Here is a 15,625-nt window from a genome sequence, read left to right as displayed (position 1 = left end):
GGGGACCGTTGTGCACCGTGATGTCCACAGACTGTGGAGAAGTCGACACGGGGCCGCGGCCGGTGGCCCCGATGCTGCCTCCGGGCGCGGCGGCCCTGTGGACGGCGGGTGGACCGGCGGTGGCCTCGCCCGGGCGGCCGGCCGCGGAGACGCCACGAGGGGCGCCGGACCGGAGTCCGACGCCCCTCGTGGGCGGTGCTGCGTGCCGGCTGTGTCAGCCGGCGGCCGATCAACCAGCGACGACGTCGAGGTTCACCGTTGCGGAGACCTCGGGGTGCACCCGCACCGTGACGGTGTGGGCGCCCGTCGTCTTGATGCTGCTCGGGATCTCGATCCGGCGACGGTCGAGCTCCGGGCCACCGGCGGCGGCGACCGCGGCGGCGACGTCGGCGGTGGTGATCCGGCCGAAGAGCCGGCCACCCTCACCGGCGCGGGCCGGCAGCGTGACGGTCAGGCCGCCGAGCCGCGCGGCGATCGACTGGGCGTCTTCCAGCGACGCGACGTCGCGGGCGGCACGCGCCCGGCGCAGGCTGTCGACCTGCTTCTCGGCACCCCGGGTGGCGACGATGGCCAGCCCGCGGGGCAGGAGGTAGTTGCGGCCGTAGCCGCCCCGGACCTCGACGGTGTCGCCGGAGGACCCGAGACCGGTGACCTCCTGCGTCAGGATCAGCTTCATCGTGCTCATGATCAGCGCGCCGTGGAGGTGTAGGGCAGCAGGGCCATCTCGCGGCTGTTCTTCACGGCCACGGCGACGTCACGCTGGTGCTGGCTGCAGTTGCCGCTGACGCGGCGGGCACGGATCTTGCCGCGGTCGGAGATGAACTTCCGCAGCAGGGTCGTGTCCTTGTAGTCGATGTAGGTCGCCTTGTCCTTGCAGAACTGGCAGACCTTCTTCTTGGGCTTGCGCAGAGGGGGCTTGGGCACTGGGTTCTCCAGAGATCAGTACAGAGTGAGGATCAGAACGGCGGTTCGTCGGAGGACGCCGGCGGGGTGGACCAGGGGTCGCTCGCCCCGCCGCCGGAGAAGCCACCGCCACCGCCGCCGCCGCCGCCGAACCCACCGCCGCCGCCACCCTCGCTGCGCGCAGCGCGGGTGACCTTGGCCGTGGCGTACCGGAGGCTGGGGCCGATCTCGTCGACCTCGAGCTCGACGACGGTGCGCTTCTCGCCTTCCTTCGTCTCGAACGAGCGCTGCTTCAAGCGCCCCGAGACGATGACCCGCGAACCGCGGGTGAGCGACTCAGCGACGTTCTCCGCCGCCTGACGCCAGACGTTGCACCGCAGGAACAGGGCCTCGCCGTCCTTCCACTCCTGCGACTGACGGTCGAAGGTGCGGGGCGTCGAGGCGACGGTGAAGTTGGCGACGGCGGCGCCGGACGGCGTGAACCGCAGCTCCGGGTCGGCCGTCAGGTTCCCGATGACGGTGATGACGGTCTCGCCGGCCATGGTCAGTGGACCTCGGGCCGCATCAGCTTCGTGCGGAGCACCGACTCGTTGAGGTTGAGCTGCCGGTCGAGCTCGGCGACGGCGGCCGGCTCGGCCTGGATCTCGACGATGGCGTAGATGCCCTCGACGTTCTTCTTGATCTCGTAGGACAGCCGGCGGCGGCCCCAGATCTCGGTCTTGACCGTGCCACCGGAGTTGGTGACGACGGTCAGGAACCGGTCCAGGCTGGGAGCGATGGTCCGCTCCTCGAGCTCAGGGTCGAGGATGATCATCAGTTCGTAGTTGCGCACGGAGAACCCCACCTCCTCTGGTCTCAGCGGCCGCAGCACATCTGCGGCAGGAGGGTCGTACATGCGTCGCGCGCCGGACCTGCGGACAGCAGGACAGACGCGCACCGGCCAGGCTACCAGCGCAGGTGACACCACCGGTGCGTCGGACCGGCGATCTACGCTCCTCGGGTGGCTGAGCAGCTGATCGGCGTGCACGTCGGACCGGGCCTGACCGAGGCGAACGAGCTCGACGAGGGCGGCCCGCTGGCCCGGGCCGCGGAGCTGCACGCCGACGCCGTCCAGGTCTTCCTGGCCGACCCGCAGGGCTGGAAGGCGCCGAAGCCCCGCCCGGACGCCGACGCGCTGCTCGCCTCCGACGTCGCCGTCTTCGTGCACGCGCCGTACGTGCTCAACGTCGCCTCCACCAACAACCGGATCCGCATCCCCAGCCGAAAGCTGCTCGGGCAGCACGCCCAGGCCTCGGCGGCGATCGGCGCCCGCGGCATGGTGGTACACGGCGGCCACGTGCTGGCCGCGGACGACCCGGCGGCCGGCGTGGAGAACTGGCGCAAGACCTTCGCCCGGCAGGCCGACGACGGCGGGTTCGGCGTCCCGGTGCTGATCGAGAACACCGCCGGTGGCGACCACGCGATGGCCCGCGAGCTGGCCGCGGTGGGCCGGCTGTGGGAGGCGGTCGGCGGGTTCGGCGCCGGGTTCGTGCTCGACACCTGCCACGCCTGGGCGGCCGGCTGGGATCTGGCGAGCGTCGTGGACGACGTGCGCGCGGTCACCGGGCGCATCGACCTGGTGCACCTGAACAACAGCCGGGACCCGGCCGGCTCCGGCCGCGACCGGCACGCGCCGCTCGAGGCCGGGGAGATCCCGGTCGAGCTGCTGCTGCACGTCGCACGGGAGGCCGGCTGCCCCGTCGTCCTGGAGACACCCGGGGACGCCGCGTCGCACGCGGCGGAGATCAGCCGGCTGCGGTCGACCCTGTCCTGACGGGGCGGTGCGCCCCGCCGGAACGCCGGCTGCGGCGCAGGACCACCCGGTCGACGGCACCGTCCAGCACGCCACCGGCCGGGTCGTCGACCCCCGGCCAGCTGCGCCGCACCAGGTCCCGGTCCGGCTGCCACACCTCGCGGACCACCAGCACCATCAGGGCGACGATCGCGACGTCCCGCAGGACGACGGCGGTGTAGAACCACTCGACGCCGACCCCGCGGGCGTCGGAGCCGAGGTAGTACAGCATCGTCATCGCCCACACCAGCGCCTCGGTGACCTGCCACGCCAGCAGCGAGCGCCACCGCGGCCGGGCCAGCACCGCCAGCGGGAGCAGCCACAGTGCGAACTGCGGGCTGTAGACCTTGTTCAGCAGCAGGAAGGCCGCGACCAGCAGGAACGCCAGCTGCGGCAGCCGGGGCCGCAGCGGGGCGGCCAGCGCCAGCCAGCAGACCCCGGCCGCGGCCAGCACCAGGACCACGGCCACCACGGTGTTCAGCTGCTCCGGCGCCTGCCCCTCGGCCAGCGGACCGTCGAGGAACCGGTCCCCGGACCAGTCGATGAGCAGCGCCCAGATCGACTCCGGGTTGGCCGGGCGGGTGTCGCTGAGGGTGAAGAAGCGCGCCCAGTTCTCCGGCGCCGCCAGCGCCACCGGCACGTTCACCACCAGCCAGGCGACGCCCGCGGCGACGACGGTGCTGAGCCAGGCGCGCAGCCGGCCGGCCCGCAGGCAGAGCGCGAACAACACCCCCAGCACGATCAGCGGGTAGAACTTCGCCGCCACGGCCAGCCCGAGCAGCACCCCCGCCAGCACCGGGTGGCGCCGGGCCCACGCCCACATGCCCAGGGTGGTGAGCGCGACGGCGAGCAGGTCCCAGTTGGTGAAGGCGTAGACGAACAGCACGGGGGACAGCGCCACCATCGCCGCGTCCCAGGGCCGCCGTCCGCTGAGCGCCAGGACGCCGCGGGTGACCACCAGGGCCAGCACCGACAGCAGCAGGGCGGTGACGACGGTGAAGGAGAGCACCGGCACCGGGTCGGGCAGCAGCCCGGTGCTGCGGGCCAGCGCGTCGTACCCCCGACCGAGAACGGCGGCCAGCTGCATCATCGCGCCGGTCAGCACCGGGTACTCCACGGCGGAGTCCAGGTAGGGCACCTGCCCCTCGGACAGCCCGCGGCTGCCGAACAGCGCGACGGCGTCGCTGTAGCAGAGGTGCGTGTACTGCTTGGAGCCGCTCCAGTCGCCCGCCGCGCACGGCGCCTGCTTCGCCCAGGCCGCCGCGAGCACGCTGACGGTGAAGAGCAGGCAGACCCGCAGCGGCGTCCAGAACCGGGCCCGGCCGGTGACCGCGTGACGCCCCCAGGGGCCGCCGACCGCCTCGCTCGCCTGGATCGCCACCGGGTCGGTCCAGGTGGGCACCACCCGGTCGGGCCGTCCGGACGCCTCGGGCCCGAAGACCGCGGGCCCGCCCCCCGGCTGGTCGGCCGGGACGGACGGGCCCGCGGAGGAGGTGCTCACGCGATCAGTCTGCCGGGGTGCTCACCGATCGGTGCCGGGGACACCGGGAGCCGGCGCAACGGCGCCACCGCCACCCCCGGCACCACCGCCACCGGCGTCGCCACCCGTGTCCCCGCCGGTGTCCCCGCCGGTGTCCCCGCCGGTGCCGCCGCCACCGGCGTCCTCACCGGTGCCGCCGTCGTCCTCGCTCCCGGGCGGGGGAGCGACGGCCGAGGAGGAGGACGACGACGAGGACGACGGCGCCGAGCTGGTCACCGGCGCCGGCGCCGGCGCCCGGGTGGTCTGCACCGGTGCCCGCGAGGTCTCCACCGGGGCCGGCGCCGGCTCGGGCACGCCCTCCCCGGTGTCGCCCTTGATCAGCGCCCGGCTGGGCAGCTCCTCCACCGGCGTGCCGGCGAGGGCCGCGTCCATGAAGTCCTGCCAGATCTGCCCGGGGAGTCCCGAGCCGTAGATGATGTTGCCCTGGGCGTTCCGGATCGGGGCGAGGCCCTGGGTGCCCACCCACACCGCTGCGGAGAGCGACGGGGTGTAGCCGACCATCCAGGCGTCGGAGTTGTTCGTGCGGTCCAGCCCTTGGGTGCCGGTCTTGCTGGCCACCGGACGGTTGCCGCTCAACGACCGCTTCGAGTACGACGCGACGTCCTCGAGCGCGTAGGTGACGTCGCTGGCCACGTTGGGCGCGATGGCCTGCCGGGACTCGACCGTGCTCCCGTCGATCGTCTTGGAGACCGTGCCCGTGCTGTCGACCAGCTGGGCCACGAAGTGCGGCTTTCGCCAGACCCCGCCCGCCGCGAACGTGGCGAAGCCGGACGCCTGGTCGATCGGACGCACCTCGTACTCGCCGATCCCGATCGCACCACCGGTCTGCTGGCTCTCCGGGCTGACCAGCGAGGGCAGGCCCCGCAGGCTCTTGGGGACCGTGTTGTCCGTCGGCCAGCTCTCCGGGATCCCGGTGGCCTTCCGCGCGACCTCGGCCACCTGGGCCGGGCCGACCTCCAGCGCCAGCCCGTAGAAGGTCGTGTTGAGCGAGCGGGTGATCGCCTCCCGCAGCGTGCAGGCCCCGCACTGCGCGTTGCCGGAGTTCACCACCGGCTGCCCGGGGCGGTCCTCGAACTCCTGCGGGGAGCTGCCGTCCCGCCGCGCCTCCACGCTGATGCCCTGCTCCAGGGCGGCGGCCAGCGTGTAGGGCTTGAACGACGAGCCCGGCTGCTTGAAGGCCTGCGCGTAGTCGGTGGTGTCGGCAGCCGGGTCGTCACTGCTGCGCCGGTCGTTGCCGTAGTAGGCGACGACGCCACCGGTCGCGGGGTCGATCGCGACCAGCGCCTCGCGGAGCGCGGGGTCCTCCCCGGCCATGACACCCTGCACGGCCGCCACGGCGGCGTCCTGCCGGCCCTTGTCGACGGTGGTGGTCACCCGCAGCCCACCGGCCTCCACCTCGTCCCGGCTGTAGCCGTAGTCGGCGAGCTCGGCGATGACCTGGTCGACGATCAGCCCCTCCGGGCCGGCCGGCGTGCCCAGGCCGGACCCGCTGTTGGGCAGCACGGCGGGGTACTGCGCGGCAGCGCGGGCAGCGGAGTCGTACCAGCCCTCCTCGACCATGCCGTCGAGCACCCGGGCCCAGCGGTCCTGCGCGCCCTCGGGGTTGTTCTCCGGGTCGTAGGAGCTGGGGCTGCGCACCTGGACGGCGAGCACGGCGCCCTGCTCGGCGGTGAGGTCGGCCGCCGTGACCCCGAAGAAGGTGTTCGCCGCCGCCTCGATGCCGTAGGCCCCGCGGCCGAAGTAGATGGTGTTCAGGTAGTTCTCCAGGATCTCGTCCTTGGAGTACTGGTTGTCCAGCTTGACGGCGAGGAAGAGCTCCTTGAACTTCCGGCTGAAGGTCTGCTCGGAGCTCAGGAAGGCGTTCTTCACGTACTGCTGGGTGATGGTCGAACCACCCTGCGTCGAGCCGCCGGTGAGGTTGTTCCACGCCGCCCGCAGGATCCCGGTGAAGGAGATGCCCGGGTCGGTGTAGAAGCTGCGGTTCTCCGCGGCGAGGATCGCGTTCCGGGCCGGCTCGGACACCTGGTCCAGCGACACGTTCGTCCGGTTCTCGCTCCCCAGCCGGGCCATCTCGGTGACGCCGTCGGCGTAGTACACGACCGTGGTCTGGTCGTTCTGGATGGCCTCGACCGAGGGCACCTCGGTGCTGGCGTAGACGACGCCGACGAAGACCCCGAGCAGCACGAGCATGCTCACCAGGACGCCGGCGACCACCTTGTACCAACGGTGGCGCCGCTGCTTCGCGCCGCGCTTCTTCTTCCCGCCACCGCCCCCGCGTCCGCCCTTGGCGGTCGGCGGCCGGCTGCCCGGCGGGCGACCACCGCCCCCGCCGGAGGCCGGGCGGGCGCCCGCGGGCCGGCCGGGCGACCCCGACCGGGCAGCGCCGGGACCGCTCCGGGCAGCGCCGGAACCGCTCCGGGAGGCGTTGGTCCCGCCGCCAGAGGCGGTAGTGCGACTACGGCTGCCGCCGTTGCCGGCGGTGGTGGCACGGGCGGCCGGCGGACGGCGGACCGGGCCCGATGAGACGCGGGCGGTCTCGTCGTGGGGAGGCACGCACAGGCCCCTTCCTCGGGTGTGTGGGCGGCGGCGGGTGCGCCGGCACCCATCAGGATGACGCGTTCAGCTGTGGACGGGTGGTGGCACGCACCACACGTGGGGCCCGACGGACAGGGCGGGCGGGAGTGACTACTCGGTCGCGGCCCGGCGCCGGGTGCGCCGGGGTGCCCGACCGGGAACCGGCTCGGCACCGAGGACGTACGAGGTCACCAGGTGGTTCCAGCCGCAGCCGCGGCAGACCTCCACGGTGTACACCGAGAACTCGTCCTGCGCGGCGTCCATCCGGGCGAGCTCCCGGCCGGTCTTCGCCTGCCCGGAGACCGGGCCCAGCCCGTCGCCGTACACGTAGCTGACCCAGGTCAGCTGCGCCCGGCGGCAGATCGGGCAGGGCGCCTCCGCCGGCTCCCCGTGGTACTTCGCCGCCCGGGACAGGTAGGGGCCGGCGTCGCAGACCTCGAACAGCCCGGTCCGCCCGGCGGCGACCGCGGCGAGGACCGCACGCCGCTGCAGCGCGTAGTCCACCACCGACCGGCGTCCGGGCACGGCGCCAATGTACGCACCCCAGGGCCCGCCCAGGCCGGTCCGCGGCCCCGCTCGAGTTGCGAGCGCCACACCTCTCCGATGTATCGTCTCGATACATCGATCCGGTGAACGGCCGGCGGCGACGAGGAGGCGACGTGCTCGAACTCGCCATCCTCGGGCTGCTCCACCAGTCACCCATGCACGGTTACGAGCTGCGCAAGGAGCTCGCAGCGGTCCTTGGCGGGCGGCGGAGCATCTCCTACGGCTCGCTGTACCCCGCGCTCAAGCGGATGGCCGCCGCCGGGCTGATCGCCAGTGACGAGCCCACCCCGCGCGCGCTGCTGCCCGCCGACGCCCCGGCGCTGACCGGGCGGCGCGGGAAGGTCGTCTACTCGATCACCGCCGAGGGCAAGGAGCGGTTCGCCGACCTGCTCGGCTCCGCGGGCCCCGAGGCCTACGACGACGAGGGCCGCTTCGGCGTCCACCTGGCCTTCTTCCGGCACACCGCCGCCGACGTCCGGCTGCGGATCCTGGAAGGCCGGCGGCGCACCGTCGAGCGGCAGCGCGACCGGCTCATGGAGTCGCTGCGGCGCACCCAGCAACGGCTGGACCGCTACACCCTCGAGCTGCAGCGACACGGCCTGGACTCCGTCGACCGCGAGGTGCGCTGGCTCACCGAGCTCATCGACAGCGAGCGGGACGAGGGCGCCCGCGACGCCGCCGCCCGGGCGGACCGGCCGCCCCCGGCCGCCACCCCCTGACCAGCACCACCCGCACCGCACACGCACACATCGTCCGGACCCGCACGGGTCCGCCGGAGGGAGACAGTCCATGGCATCGGTCAAGGTCGCCATCGTCGGCGTCGGCAACTGCGCCGCCTCGCTCGTCCAGGGCGTCGAGTACTACAAGGACGCCGACGAGACCGCCTCGGTCCCCGGCCTGATGCACGTCCGGTTCGGGGAGTACCACGTCTCCGACGTCGAGTTCGTCGCGGCGTTCGACGTCGACGCCAAGAAGGTCGGCCGCGACCTCTCCGAGGCGGTCTTCGCCAGCGAGAACAACACCATCAAGATCTGCGACGTCCCGCCGCTGGGCGTCACCGTGCAGCGCGGCACCACCCTCGACGGCCTCGGCAAGTACTACCGGGAGACCATCGAGGAGTCCGACGAGCAGCCGGTCGACGTGGTCAGCGCCCTGCGCGAGTCCGGCGCCGACGTGCTGGTCTGCTACCTGCCGGTCGGCTCCCAGCAGGCCGCGGAGTTCTACGCGCAGGCCGCGATCGACGCCGGTGTCGCGTTCGTCAACGCGCTGCCGGTGTTCATCGCCGGCACCCAGGAGTGGGCGGACAAGTTCACCGCCGCCGGGGTGCCGATCGTCGGCGACGACATCAAGAGCCAGGTCGGCGCCACCATCACCCACCGGGTGCTGGCCAAGCTGTTCGAGGACCGGGGCGTGCAGCTGGACCGCACGATGCAGCTCAACGTCGGCGGCAACATGGACTTCAAGAACATGCTCGAGCGCGAGCGCCTGGAGTCCAAGAAGATCTCCAAGACCCAGGCCGTCACCAGCCAGGTCGACCGGGACATGGGCAAGGACAACGTCCACATCGGCCCGTCGGACCACGTGCCGTGGCTGTCGGACCGCAAGTGGGCCTACGTCCGGCTCGAGGGCCGCGCGTTCGGCGACGTCCCGCTGAACCTGGAGTACAAGCTCGAGGTCTGGGACTCCCCGAACTCCGCCGGGATCATCATCGACGCCGTCCGCGCGGCGAAGATCGCCAAGGACCGCGGCATCGGTGGCCCGATCCTGTCCGCGTCGTCCTACTTCATGAAGAGCCCGCCGGTGCAGTACAGCGACAGCGAGGCCCGCGACGCCGTCGAGGCGTTCATCCGCGGCGAATGAAGGACGGCTGAGGGGCCCGGGCCGGTTGGCCCGGGCCCCTCGGCCGTTCCTCCTACGCTGACGGCCATGCCCTCCCACCGCCGTCCGCTGGTGCTGCTGCGGGCGTTCGTCCTCGGTCTCGTGCTGGCCCTGCTCGCCGGGTGCTCGTCGGACGACGACACCCCCCGGCCCCCCGGGGACCCGGTGAGCGACGCGGAGTCGGCGGTGCTGGCCCAGCTGCTGACCCGCAACGTCGAGGAGGGCGGCGCGGACTTCGTGGTCACCGCGCCCTACGCCGAGGGTGCGGTCCTGACGCTCACCGGCGAGGTCGACTTCAGCCAGCCAACCGGGCGGGCCCAGGCGGTCACCGCCTTCGACGACGGCACCCCGGACGACGCGCGCACCCTGTTCTTCACCGACGAGGCGCTCTGGCTCGGCGACGTCCCCGGGCTCGACGGAGCGCTCACCGCTGCCGACCTGCCCGAGGCCTCCTACGTGCGCCGCCCCCTGGACGCGGGGGCCACCGACGGCAACGCCGCGCTGATCGACGTCCTGGTGACGATGGTGCTGCGGCTGGCCAGCGAGCAGGAGCAGGACCCGCGGTCGTTCTCCGGCTACACCTGGCAGGGCAGCGAGCTCATCGACGGGGAGCTGGCCTCCCGCTTCGACAACGGCCAGGGGACGACGGTCGCGGTGGCCGCCGACAGCGAGCTGCTGGTCCAGTACGTCGGCCGGATCACCGACCAGGAGTTCGACGTGACCATCACGCTGTCCGACCACGGCCCGCGGGAGATGTCGACGCCCTCGGACGAGGAGACCCTCGACGCCACCGCGCACCCGGAGATCGCCGCCGAGCTGGGCATCTGAAGCAGCAGACAGAACGGGAGGGGGCGGCCTCTTCCCCAGGCCGCCCCCTCCCGCAGCTCATTCGTACCAGAACCCGGCCCGGGCCGGGAGGCGACACGCGGGCGGATCGGTCAGTTGGCCGACGGATCCGCCGGCGCCGTGGAGAGCACCGCCAGCCGCCCGGTCTGCCGCCGCAGCACCGCGCGCCACAGCTCCGGCCCCGCCGCCGTGGTGAGCACATCGGCCGCACTGCCCGCGACGCACGCCCAGGCGCCCTCGGCCAGCTCGGTGGCCAGCTGCCCGGACGACCAGCCGGCGTACCCGGCGAAGACCCGCACACCGTCCAGCTGCCCTGCCAGCGGAGCGGGGTCGGCGTCCAGGTCGACCAGGTGCACCGCGCCGGCCACCGGACGCAGCCCGCTGTCCGCCGCGGGTGGCGCGTCGCCGGCCCAGCTGGCGAGGCACAGCGCGGTGTCGCTCTCGCAGGGCCCGCCGATGTGGAAGACCCCCGGCTGCACCGCCACCTCCGACCACCCGGGCAGCACGTCGTCGATCCGCACCTCGCTGGGCCGGCCGAGGACGACGCCGAGCGTGCCCGTGTCGGAGTGGTCGAGCACGTAGACGACCGCGCCGGCGAACGTGGGGTCGGTCAGCGCCGGCATGGCCACCAGCAGCGACCCCGGTCGGACGTCGTCGAGACACCCGACCGAGAGGGCCGGCACGGCAGCTCCCCGGCGGCGTCCGGCGGCCGGGGAGGCGGCGGGACGGCGTTCGGGATCGGGAGAGGCGGGCACCGGGTTCATCGCCTCCCAGTGTGCATCAGCGAGGGACCTGAGGGGTGGGCTGTCGTTGCGCCGGGCGACGTACCGTGGCGTACGTGCGACAGGGAGCGGGAACCGTGCGCTCCCTGCTCCGCCGCCCCGACTTCCGCCGGCTGCTGCTGACCCGGCTGTCCGGCCAGTTCGGCGACGGGGTGTTCCAGGCCGCGCTGGCCGGCACCGTGCTGTTCAACCCCTCCCGCGCGGCCGACCCGGTCGACGTCGCGGCCGGGTTCGCCGTCCTCCTGCTGCCGTACTCGCTGGTCGGCCCCTTCGCCGGCGTCTGGCTGGACCGCTGGAGCCGGCGGCAGGTGCTGCTGCTGGCGAACGTCGTGCGGGCCGCGCTGGTGGCCGTCGTCGCCGGGCTGATCCTCGCCGGGGTGGCCGGGCCCGCGTTCTACACCGCGGGCCTGCTGGTCATCTCGGTGAACCGGTTCGTGCTGTCGGCGCTGTCCGCGGGGCTTCCGCACACCGCAGACGAGCCCGCGCTGGTGTCGGCCAATGCGCTCTCGACCACCTCGGGTGCGGTCGCCGCGGTGCTCGGCGGTGGGTCCGCGATCGTGGCGAGCGCCGTGGCCGGTTCCGCGAACGGCGGCTACGCGCTGCTCGCCGCCGGCGCCGCCCTCCCCTACCTGGCCGCCTCGGCGGTGGCCGCGGGTTTCACCCGAGGGCACCTGGGTCCCGATCACGACACCGTGCAGGACCGCGCCGGCGCGCGGGACGTGCTGCACGGGATGGTCGCCGGCGCCCGGCACGTGCTCGCCCACCCGCCGGCGACCGCGGTGCTGACCGTGATGGCCGTGCACCGGTTGTTCTACGGGCTGCTGACGCTGGTGGTCCTGCTGCTGTACCGCAACACCTTCACCGGCGGCAGCCGGCTGTTCCCCGGGGGGCTCGCCGGGCTGGGCCAGGTGCTGGCGCTCGGCGCGGTGGGCACGCTGCTCGCCGCGGTGGTCACACCGGTCGCGGTGCGGCGGATGGGCAAGGCCCGCTGGATCACCCTGATGCTGGCCGTCGGCGGCACCGGTCAGCTGGTGCTCGGGGGGCTGTTCGTGCCCGCGGCGACGGTGGCCGCGGTCTGCACCCTCGGGTTCGTCGCCCAGGCGGTGAAGATCTGCGTGGACACCACCCTGCAGGAGTCGATCGACGACGACTTCCGCGGCCGGGTGTTCGCCGTCTACGACACCCTGTTCAACGTCACCTTCGTGCTCTCCCTGATGGCCGGCGCGTTCCTGCTGCCCGCGTCGGGGATGAGCTGGGCGGCCCTGGCCGGGGTCGGGTCCGGCTACCTGCTCACCGCGGCGGCGTTCGCCCGCTGGTGCGCCGTCCGCCAGCGCCGGGTGTCGGACACCCTCCACCCGCAGCAGCCGGCCCCCGGCGCCCGCCGCCGGCCCGAGCTCGGCCGGGACCCGCGGCCGGCTACGAGCGGGAACGCCACCAGCTGAGCAGCTCGGCCTCGGCATCGGCGGGGTCCAGCGGCCCGCGCTCCAACCGGAGCTCCTTGAGGAAACGCCAGGCCTGGCCGACCTCCGGGCCGGGCTCGATGCCCAGCAGCGCCATGATCCGGTTGCCGTCGAGGTCGGGACGGATCCGCGCGAGGTTCTCCTGCTCGGCCAGCTCCGCGATCCGCGCCTCGAGCGAGTCGTAGGTCGCCGACAGGGCCGCAGCCCGCCGCCGGTTGCGCGTGGTGCAGTCCGACCGCACCAGCTTGTGCAGCCGGGGGAGCAGGTCACCGGCGTCGGTGACGTAGCGGCGGACGGCGGAGTCGGTCCACTCCCCGCGGCCGTAGCCGTGGAAGCGCAGGTGCAGGAACGTCAGCCGGGAGACCGCCTCGACGACGTCCTTCGGGTACTTGAGCGCGGTGAGCCGCTTGCGCACCAGCTTGGCGCCGACCACCTCGTGGTGGTGGAAGGAGACCCGGCCGCCTGGCTCGTGCCGGCGGGTCGCCGGCTTGCCGATGTCGTGCAGCAGCGCGGCGAGCCGCAGCACCAGGTCCGGCCCCTCGACCGCCGGGTCCGCCTTCTCCAGCGCGATCGCCTGGTCCAGCACGGTCAGCGAGTGCGCGTAGACGTCCTTGTGCTGGTGGTGCTCGTCGATCTCCATGCGCAGCGCGGAGAGCTCGGGCAGCACGACGTCGGCCAGGCCGGTGGAGACGAAGAGGTCCAGCGCCGCTGCCGGGGAGTCGTTGAGGAGGGTGCGCGACAGCTCGTGCTGCACCCGCTCGGCGGTGATCCGGCCCAGCTCCCGGTGCATGTCGGTCATCGCCCGGACGACCTCGTCGTCGGGGGTCAGCCCGAGCTGGGCGACGAACCGCACCGCGCGCAGCATCCGCAGCGGGTCGTCGGCGAAGGAGTCGGCCGCCGCGCCCGGGGTGCGCAGCCGCCGGGCCAGCAGGTCGCCCAGCCCCCCGAAGGGGTCGGTGACCGTGCGGTCGGGCCCGAGCGACACGGCCATCGCGTTCACCGTGAAGTCCCGCCGGGCCAGGTCGTCGACCAGCGACGTCCCCCAGGCGACCTCGGGGTTGCGGGACTCCCGGTCGTACCGGTCCGCCCGGAAGGTGGTGATCTCGACCCGCTGGCCGCGGATCTCCGCGCCCACCGTGCCGAAGGCGATCCCGGCGTTCCACGTGGAACCGGCCCAGCCCCGGATCACCTCGAGGGTCTGCTCCGGACGGGCGTCGGTGGTGACGTCCAGGTCGCCGGGCGGCACCGGGGCACCCGATCCGGCGGCGAGCAGCGCGTCGCGCACCGACCCGCCCACCAGGTGCACGGAGAAGCCGGCGGCCGTGAACCGGCGGCCCAGCTCGGCCAGCACCGGGGAGACGTCGACCAGCGCCCGCACGGTCTCCTGGACCGCCGGGGGCACGGGCTCGCTCGGACGACGGGGCGGGGGCTGCGCGGACACGACGGTCGAGGGTAGTGCCGACCGGGCGGGGACTCCCGCGCGCGCTACCCTCCTGACATGGCTGGGACGGGCGGGCGACAGCGCCCCGGCCGCCGGCTGCGCCGGGTCGACGAGACCTCGGCGGGGGGTCTGGTGGTCGCCGACGACGACGTCACCGGTCCGCGCGCGGCCCTGATCGGCCGCACCGACCGCCGCGGCCGCCTGCTCTGGTCCCTGCCGAAGGGGCACATCGAGGAGGGCGAGACACCGGCCGACACCGCCGTCCGCGAGGTCGCCGAGGAGACCGGCATCCTCGGCGAGGTGGTCGCCCCGCTGGGCATCATCGACTTCTGGTTCGTCGCCGACGGGCGGCGCGTGCACAAGACCGTGCACCACTTCCTGCTGCGGGCCGTCGGCGGTGCGCTGTCCGACGCCGACGTGGAGGTCACCGAGGTCGCCTGGGTGCCCCTCACCGAGCTGCGGAGCCGGCTGGCCTACGCCGACGAGCGGGCGCTCGTCGAGCGGGCCCCGGGCCTGCTGGCCGACAGCGCGTGAGCCGGCGGGCCGCCGGCCGCGCCGACGGCCACCGCTCCTCCCGCCCCCTCCGGCGCGCCGGCGTCCTCACCGGGTTGCTGGCGGTGGTGGGCGGCCTGCTCGCGTCCCCCGCGGCCGCCGCCCCGGAGGACCAGCAGGGCACCGACCAGCAGGGCACCGACCGGCCGGTGGTGGTCGACGTCGACCGGATCGAGCCGCGGACGGTCGTGCCGGGCGCCGCCGTCGAGGTGAGCGGGACGCTGGAGAACACCAGCGCCGAGACCTGGTCGGACCTGGCCGTGCGGCTGCAGCGCGGCGAGGTGCTCACCAGCCGGGCCGAGCTGGCCGACGCCGCCGACGACCCGGACGACGTCACCAACGTCGTGGCCCGGTTCCAGCAGCTGGACGGGGAGCTGGAGCCGGGGGAGACCCAGCCCTTCTCCTTCGTCACCCCCGCCGAGGAGCTGCGGCTGGACGCTGACGGCGTCTACCGGGTGCTGGTGAACGTCAACGGCACCCGCGCGGACGGCTTCACCGAGCGGGTGGGGGACCGCTCCACCTGGCTGGTCGCCCAGCCACCGGAGCCGACCACCCGCACGACCGTCGCCTGGCTCTGGCCGCTGACCGACCGCCCGCACCGGGGCCCCAGCGGTGCCTTCACCGACGACGACCTCGCCGGCCAGGTCGCGCCCGGCGGCCGCCTGGACCGGGCGCTCGCCACCCTGGAGCAGCTCCCGCGGGTGCCGGCGGCGGCGCCCGGCGACAGCGCGCCGGCGGTGCCGGTCACCCTCGCCGTCGACCCGGCGCTGCTGGAGGAGCTCGCGACGATGGCCGCCGGCGGGTACACCGTCGACCCACCGGACGCCGAACCGCGCGCCGGCACCGGGAGCACCGCCGCCGCGGACCTGCTGGCGCGGCTGCGCCGGCTGGCCGACGACCACCCGGTGGCTGCCCTCCCCTACGCCGACGTCGATGCCCAGGCGCTGGTCGCGGCCGGCCGGCCGGCCGCGGTGCTGCGCACCCTGCCGGGCACCCCGGCAGGCACCGCGCGGCAGCCGCTGGACGACGCGGCCGGGGACCTCACCGACGGCGCGGCGGCCGCGCCCACCGGCGCACCCGCCGACAGCACCGCCGACGAGGCAGCACCCGGGGACGGCGCCGGGGCGGAGATCGTCCGCGAGGTGCTCGGCGTGGCACCGCGCACCGACCTCGCCTGGCCGGGGGGGGGGGGCGGGGGGGCGGCCCCCCGGGCGGGCCCCCGCCAGCCCGCCGGCCCCCCCCCCCGCCCCGCGCCGCCGCGACAGCCACAGC

General features: G+C 74.2%; 16 protein-coding genes. 7 read left to right on the top strand and 9 right to left on the bottom strand.

Annotated features, from left to right (window positions below; translation table 11 throughout):
- Positions 1 to 229 precede the first annotated feature (229 nt).
- The 4 genes from rplI to rpsF are packed head-to-tail and all read right to left on the bottom strand — an operon-like array spanning position 230 to position 1,735.
- On the bottom strand, positions 230 to 676 hold the full coding sequence (gene rplI / locus ACI783_RS04645; protein ID WP_457139347.1) for a 50S ribosomal protein L9: 447 nt from the start codon (positions 674 to 676) through the stop codon (positions 230 to 232).
- Between the two features lie 11 nt (positions 677 to 687).
- Positions 688 to 924 carry a 30S ribosomal protein S18 gene (gene rpsR / locus ACI783_RS04640; protein ID WP_457139346.1) on the bottom strand — a complete coding sequence of 79 codons (237 nt, stop codon included), beginning with the start codon at positions 922 to 924 and terminating at the stop codon, positions 688 to 690.
- A gap of 32 nt (positions 925 to 956) precedes the next feature.
- Positions 957 to 1,445, bottom strand: coding sequence for a single-stranded DNA-binding protein (locus ACI783_RS04635; protein ID WP_153359405.1), 489 nt, complete (start codon positions 1,443 to 1,445; stop codon positions 957 to 959).
- Positions 1,446 to 1,447: 2 nt separating this feature from the next.
- Positions 1,448 to 1,735, bottom strand: coding sequence for a 30S ribosomal protein S6 (gene rpsF / locus ACI783_RS04630; protein ID WP_457083517.1), 288 nt, complete (start codon positions 1,733 to 1,735; stop codon positions 1,448 to 1,450).
- Positions 1,736 to 1,903: 168 nt separating this feature from the next.
- Between rpsF and ACI783_RS04625 the strand changes: the two genes are divergently transcribed.
- On the top strand, positions 1,904 to 2,716 hold the full coding sequence (locus tag ACI783_RS04625) for a deoxyribonuclease IV (protein ID WP_457139345.1): 813 nt from the start codon (positions 1,904 to 1,906) through the stop codon (positions 2,714 to 2,716).
- Here ACI783_RS04625 and ACI783_RS04620 read toward each other — a convergent pair.
- From ACI783_RS04620 to ACI783_RS04610, 3 genes are all read right to left on the bottom strand, one after another.
- On the bottom strand, positions 2,688 to 4,235 hold the full coding sequence (locus ACI783_RS04620) for a glycosyltransferase family 87 protein (protein WP_457139344.1): 1,548 nt from the start codon (positions 4,233 to 4,235) through the stop codon (positions 2,688 to 2,690). The two genes, ACI783_RS04625 and ACI783_RS04620, sit on opposite strands and share 29 nt — an antisense overlap.
- Positions 4,236 to 4,256: 21 nt before the next feature.
- Entirely contained in the window at positions 4,257 to 6,488 is a 2,232-nt protein-coding gene (locus ACI783_RS04615; protein WP_457139343.1) for a transglycosylase domain-containing protein, read from the bottom strand.
- A gap of 471 nt (positions 6,489 to 6,959) precedes the next feature.
- Positions 6,960 to 7,373, bottom strand: coding sequence for a DUF5318 family protein (locus tag ACI783_RS04610; protein ID WP_457139342.1), 414 nt, complete (start codon positions 7,371 to 7,373; stop codon positions 6,960 to 6,962).
- 134 nt (positions 7,374 to 7,507) lie between these two features.
- Here ACI783_RS04610 and ACI783_RS04605 point away from each other — a divergent pair, with 134 nt between their 5' ends.
- The 3 genes from ACI783_RS04605 to ACI783_RS04595 all read left to right on the top strand — a co-directional run bounded on the left by ACI783_RS04605 (position 7,508) and on the right by ACI783_RS04595 (position 10,100).
- Positions 7,508 to 8,113: a PadR family transcriptional regulator gene (locus tag ACI783_RS04605; RefSeq protein ID WP_457139341.1), complete on the top strand. Its 606-nt coding sequence runs from the start codon at positions 7,508 to 7,510 to the stop codon at positions 8,111 to 8,113.
- 70 nt (positions 8,114 to 8,183) lie between these two features.
- A complete protein-coding gene (locus ACI783_RS04600; protein ID WP_457139340.1) occupies positions 8,184 to 9,254 on the top strand; it encodes an inositol-3-phosphate synthase in 1,071 nt (356 codons plus the stop codon).
- A 66-nt stretch (positions 9,255 to 9,320) separates the two neighbouring features.
- Positions 9,321 to 10,100 (top strand): hypothetical protein, encoded by a 780-nt coding sequence (locus ACI783_RS04595; RefSeq protein ID WP_457139339.1) that lies wholly within the window; start codon positions 9,321 to 9,323, stop codon positions 10,098 to 10,100.
- A 110-nt stretch (positions 10,101 to 10,210) separates the two neighbouring features.
- Here the strand turns inward: ACI783_RS04595 and ACI783_RS04590 are convergent, their stop codons facing one another.
- A complete protein-coding gene (locus tag ACI783_RS04590; RefSeq protein ID WP_457139338.1) occupies positions 10,211 to 10,801 on the bottom strand; it encodes a YqgE/AlgH family protein in 591 nt (196 codons plus the stop codon).
- 176 nt (positions 10,802 to 10,977) lie between these two features.
- Between ACI783_RS04590 and ACI783_RS04585 the strand changes: the two genes are divergently transcribed.
- Positions 10,978 to 12,342 carry an MFS transporter gene (locus tag ACI783_RS04585; protein WP_457139337.1) on the top strand — a complete coding sequence of 455 codons (1,365 nt, stop codon included), beginning with the start codon at positions 10,978 to 10,980 and terminating at the stop codon, positions 12,340 to 12,342.
- Here ACI783_RS04585 and ACI783_RS04580 read toward each other — a convergent pair.
- Positions 12,317 to 13,801: a CCA tRNA nucleotidyltransferase gene (locus ACI783_RS04580; RefSeq protein WP_457139336.1), complete on the bottom strand. Its 1,485-nt coding sequence runs from the start codon at positions 13,799 to 13,801 to the stop codon at positions 12,317 to 12,319. The genes ACI783_RS04585 and ACI783_RS04580 overlap by 26 nt on opposite strands.
- 57 nt (positions 13,802 to 13,858) lie before the next feature.
- On the opposite strand from ACI783_RS04580, the gene ACI783_RS04575 reads away from it, so the two are divergent.
- The gene (locus tag ACI783_RS04575) at positions 13,859 to 14,335 is read left to right on the top strand and encodes an NUDIX hydrolase (protein ID WP_457074030.1); all 477 of its coding nucleotides are present in this window, start codon (positions 13,859 to 13,861) and stop codon (positions 14,333 to 14,335) included.
- The coding region (locus ACI783_RS04570; RefSeq protein ID WP_457139335.1) for a DUF6049 family protein at positions 14,332 to 15,625 on the top strand (1,294 nt) is incomplete at its 3' end. The genes ACI783_RS04575 and ACI783_RS04570, both read left to right, overlap by 4 nt.

It is taken from the genome of Modestobacter sp. SYSU DS0511 (genome assembly GCF_054050755.1).
This window is presented reverse-complemented; position numbering and strand designations above follow the sequence as displayed.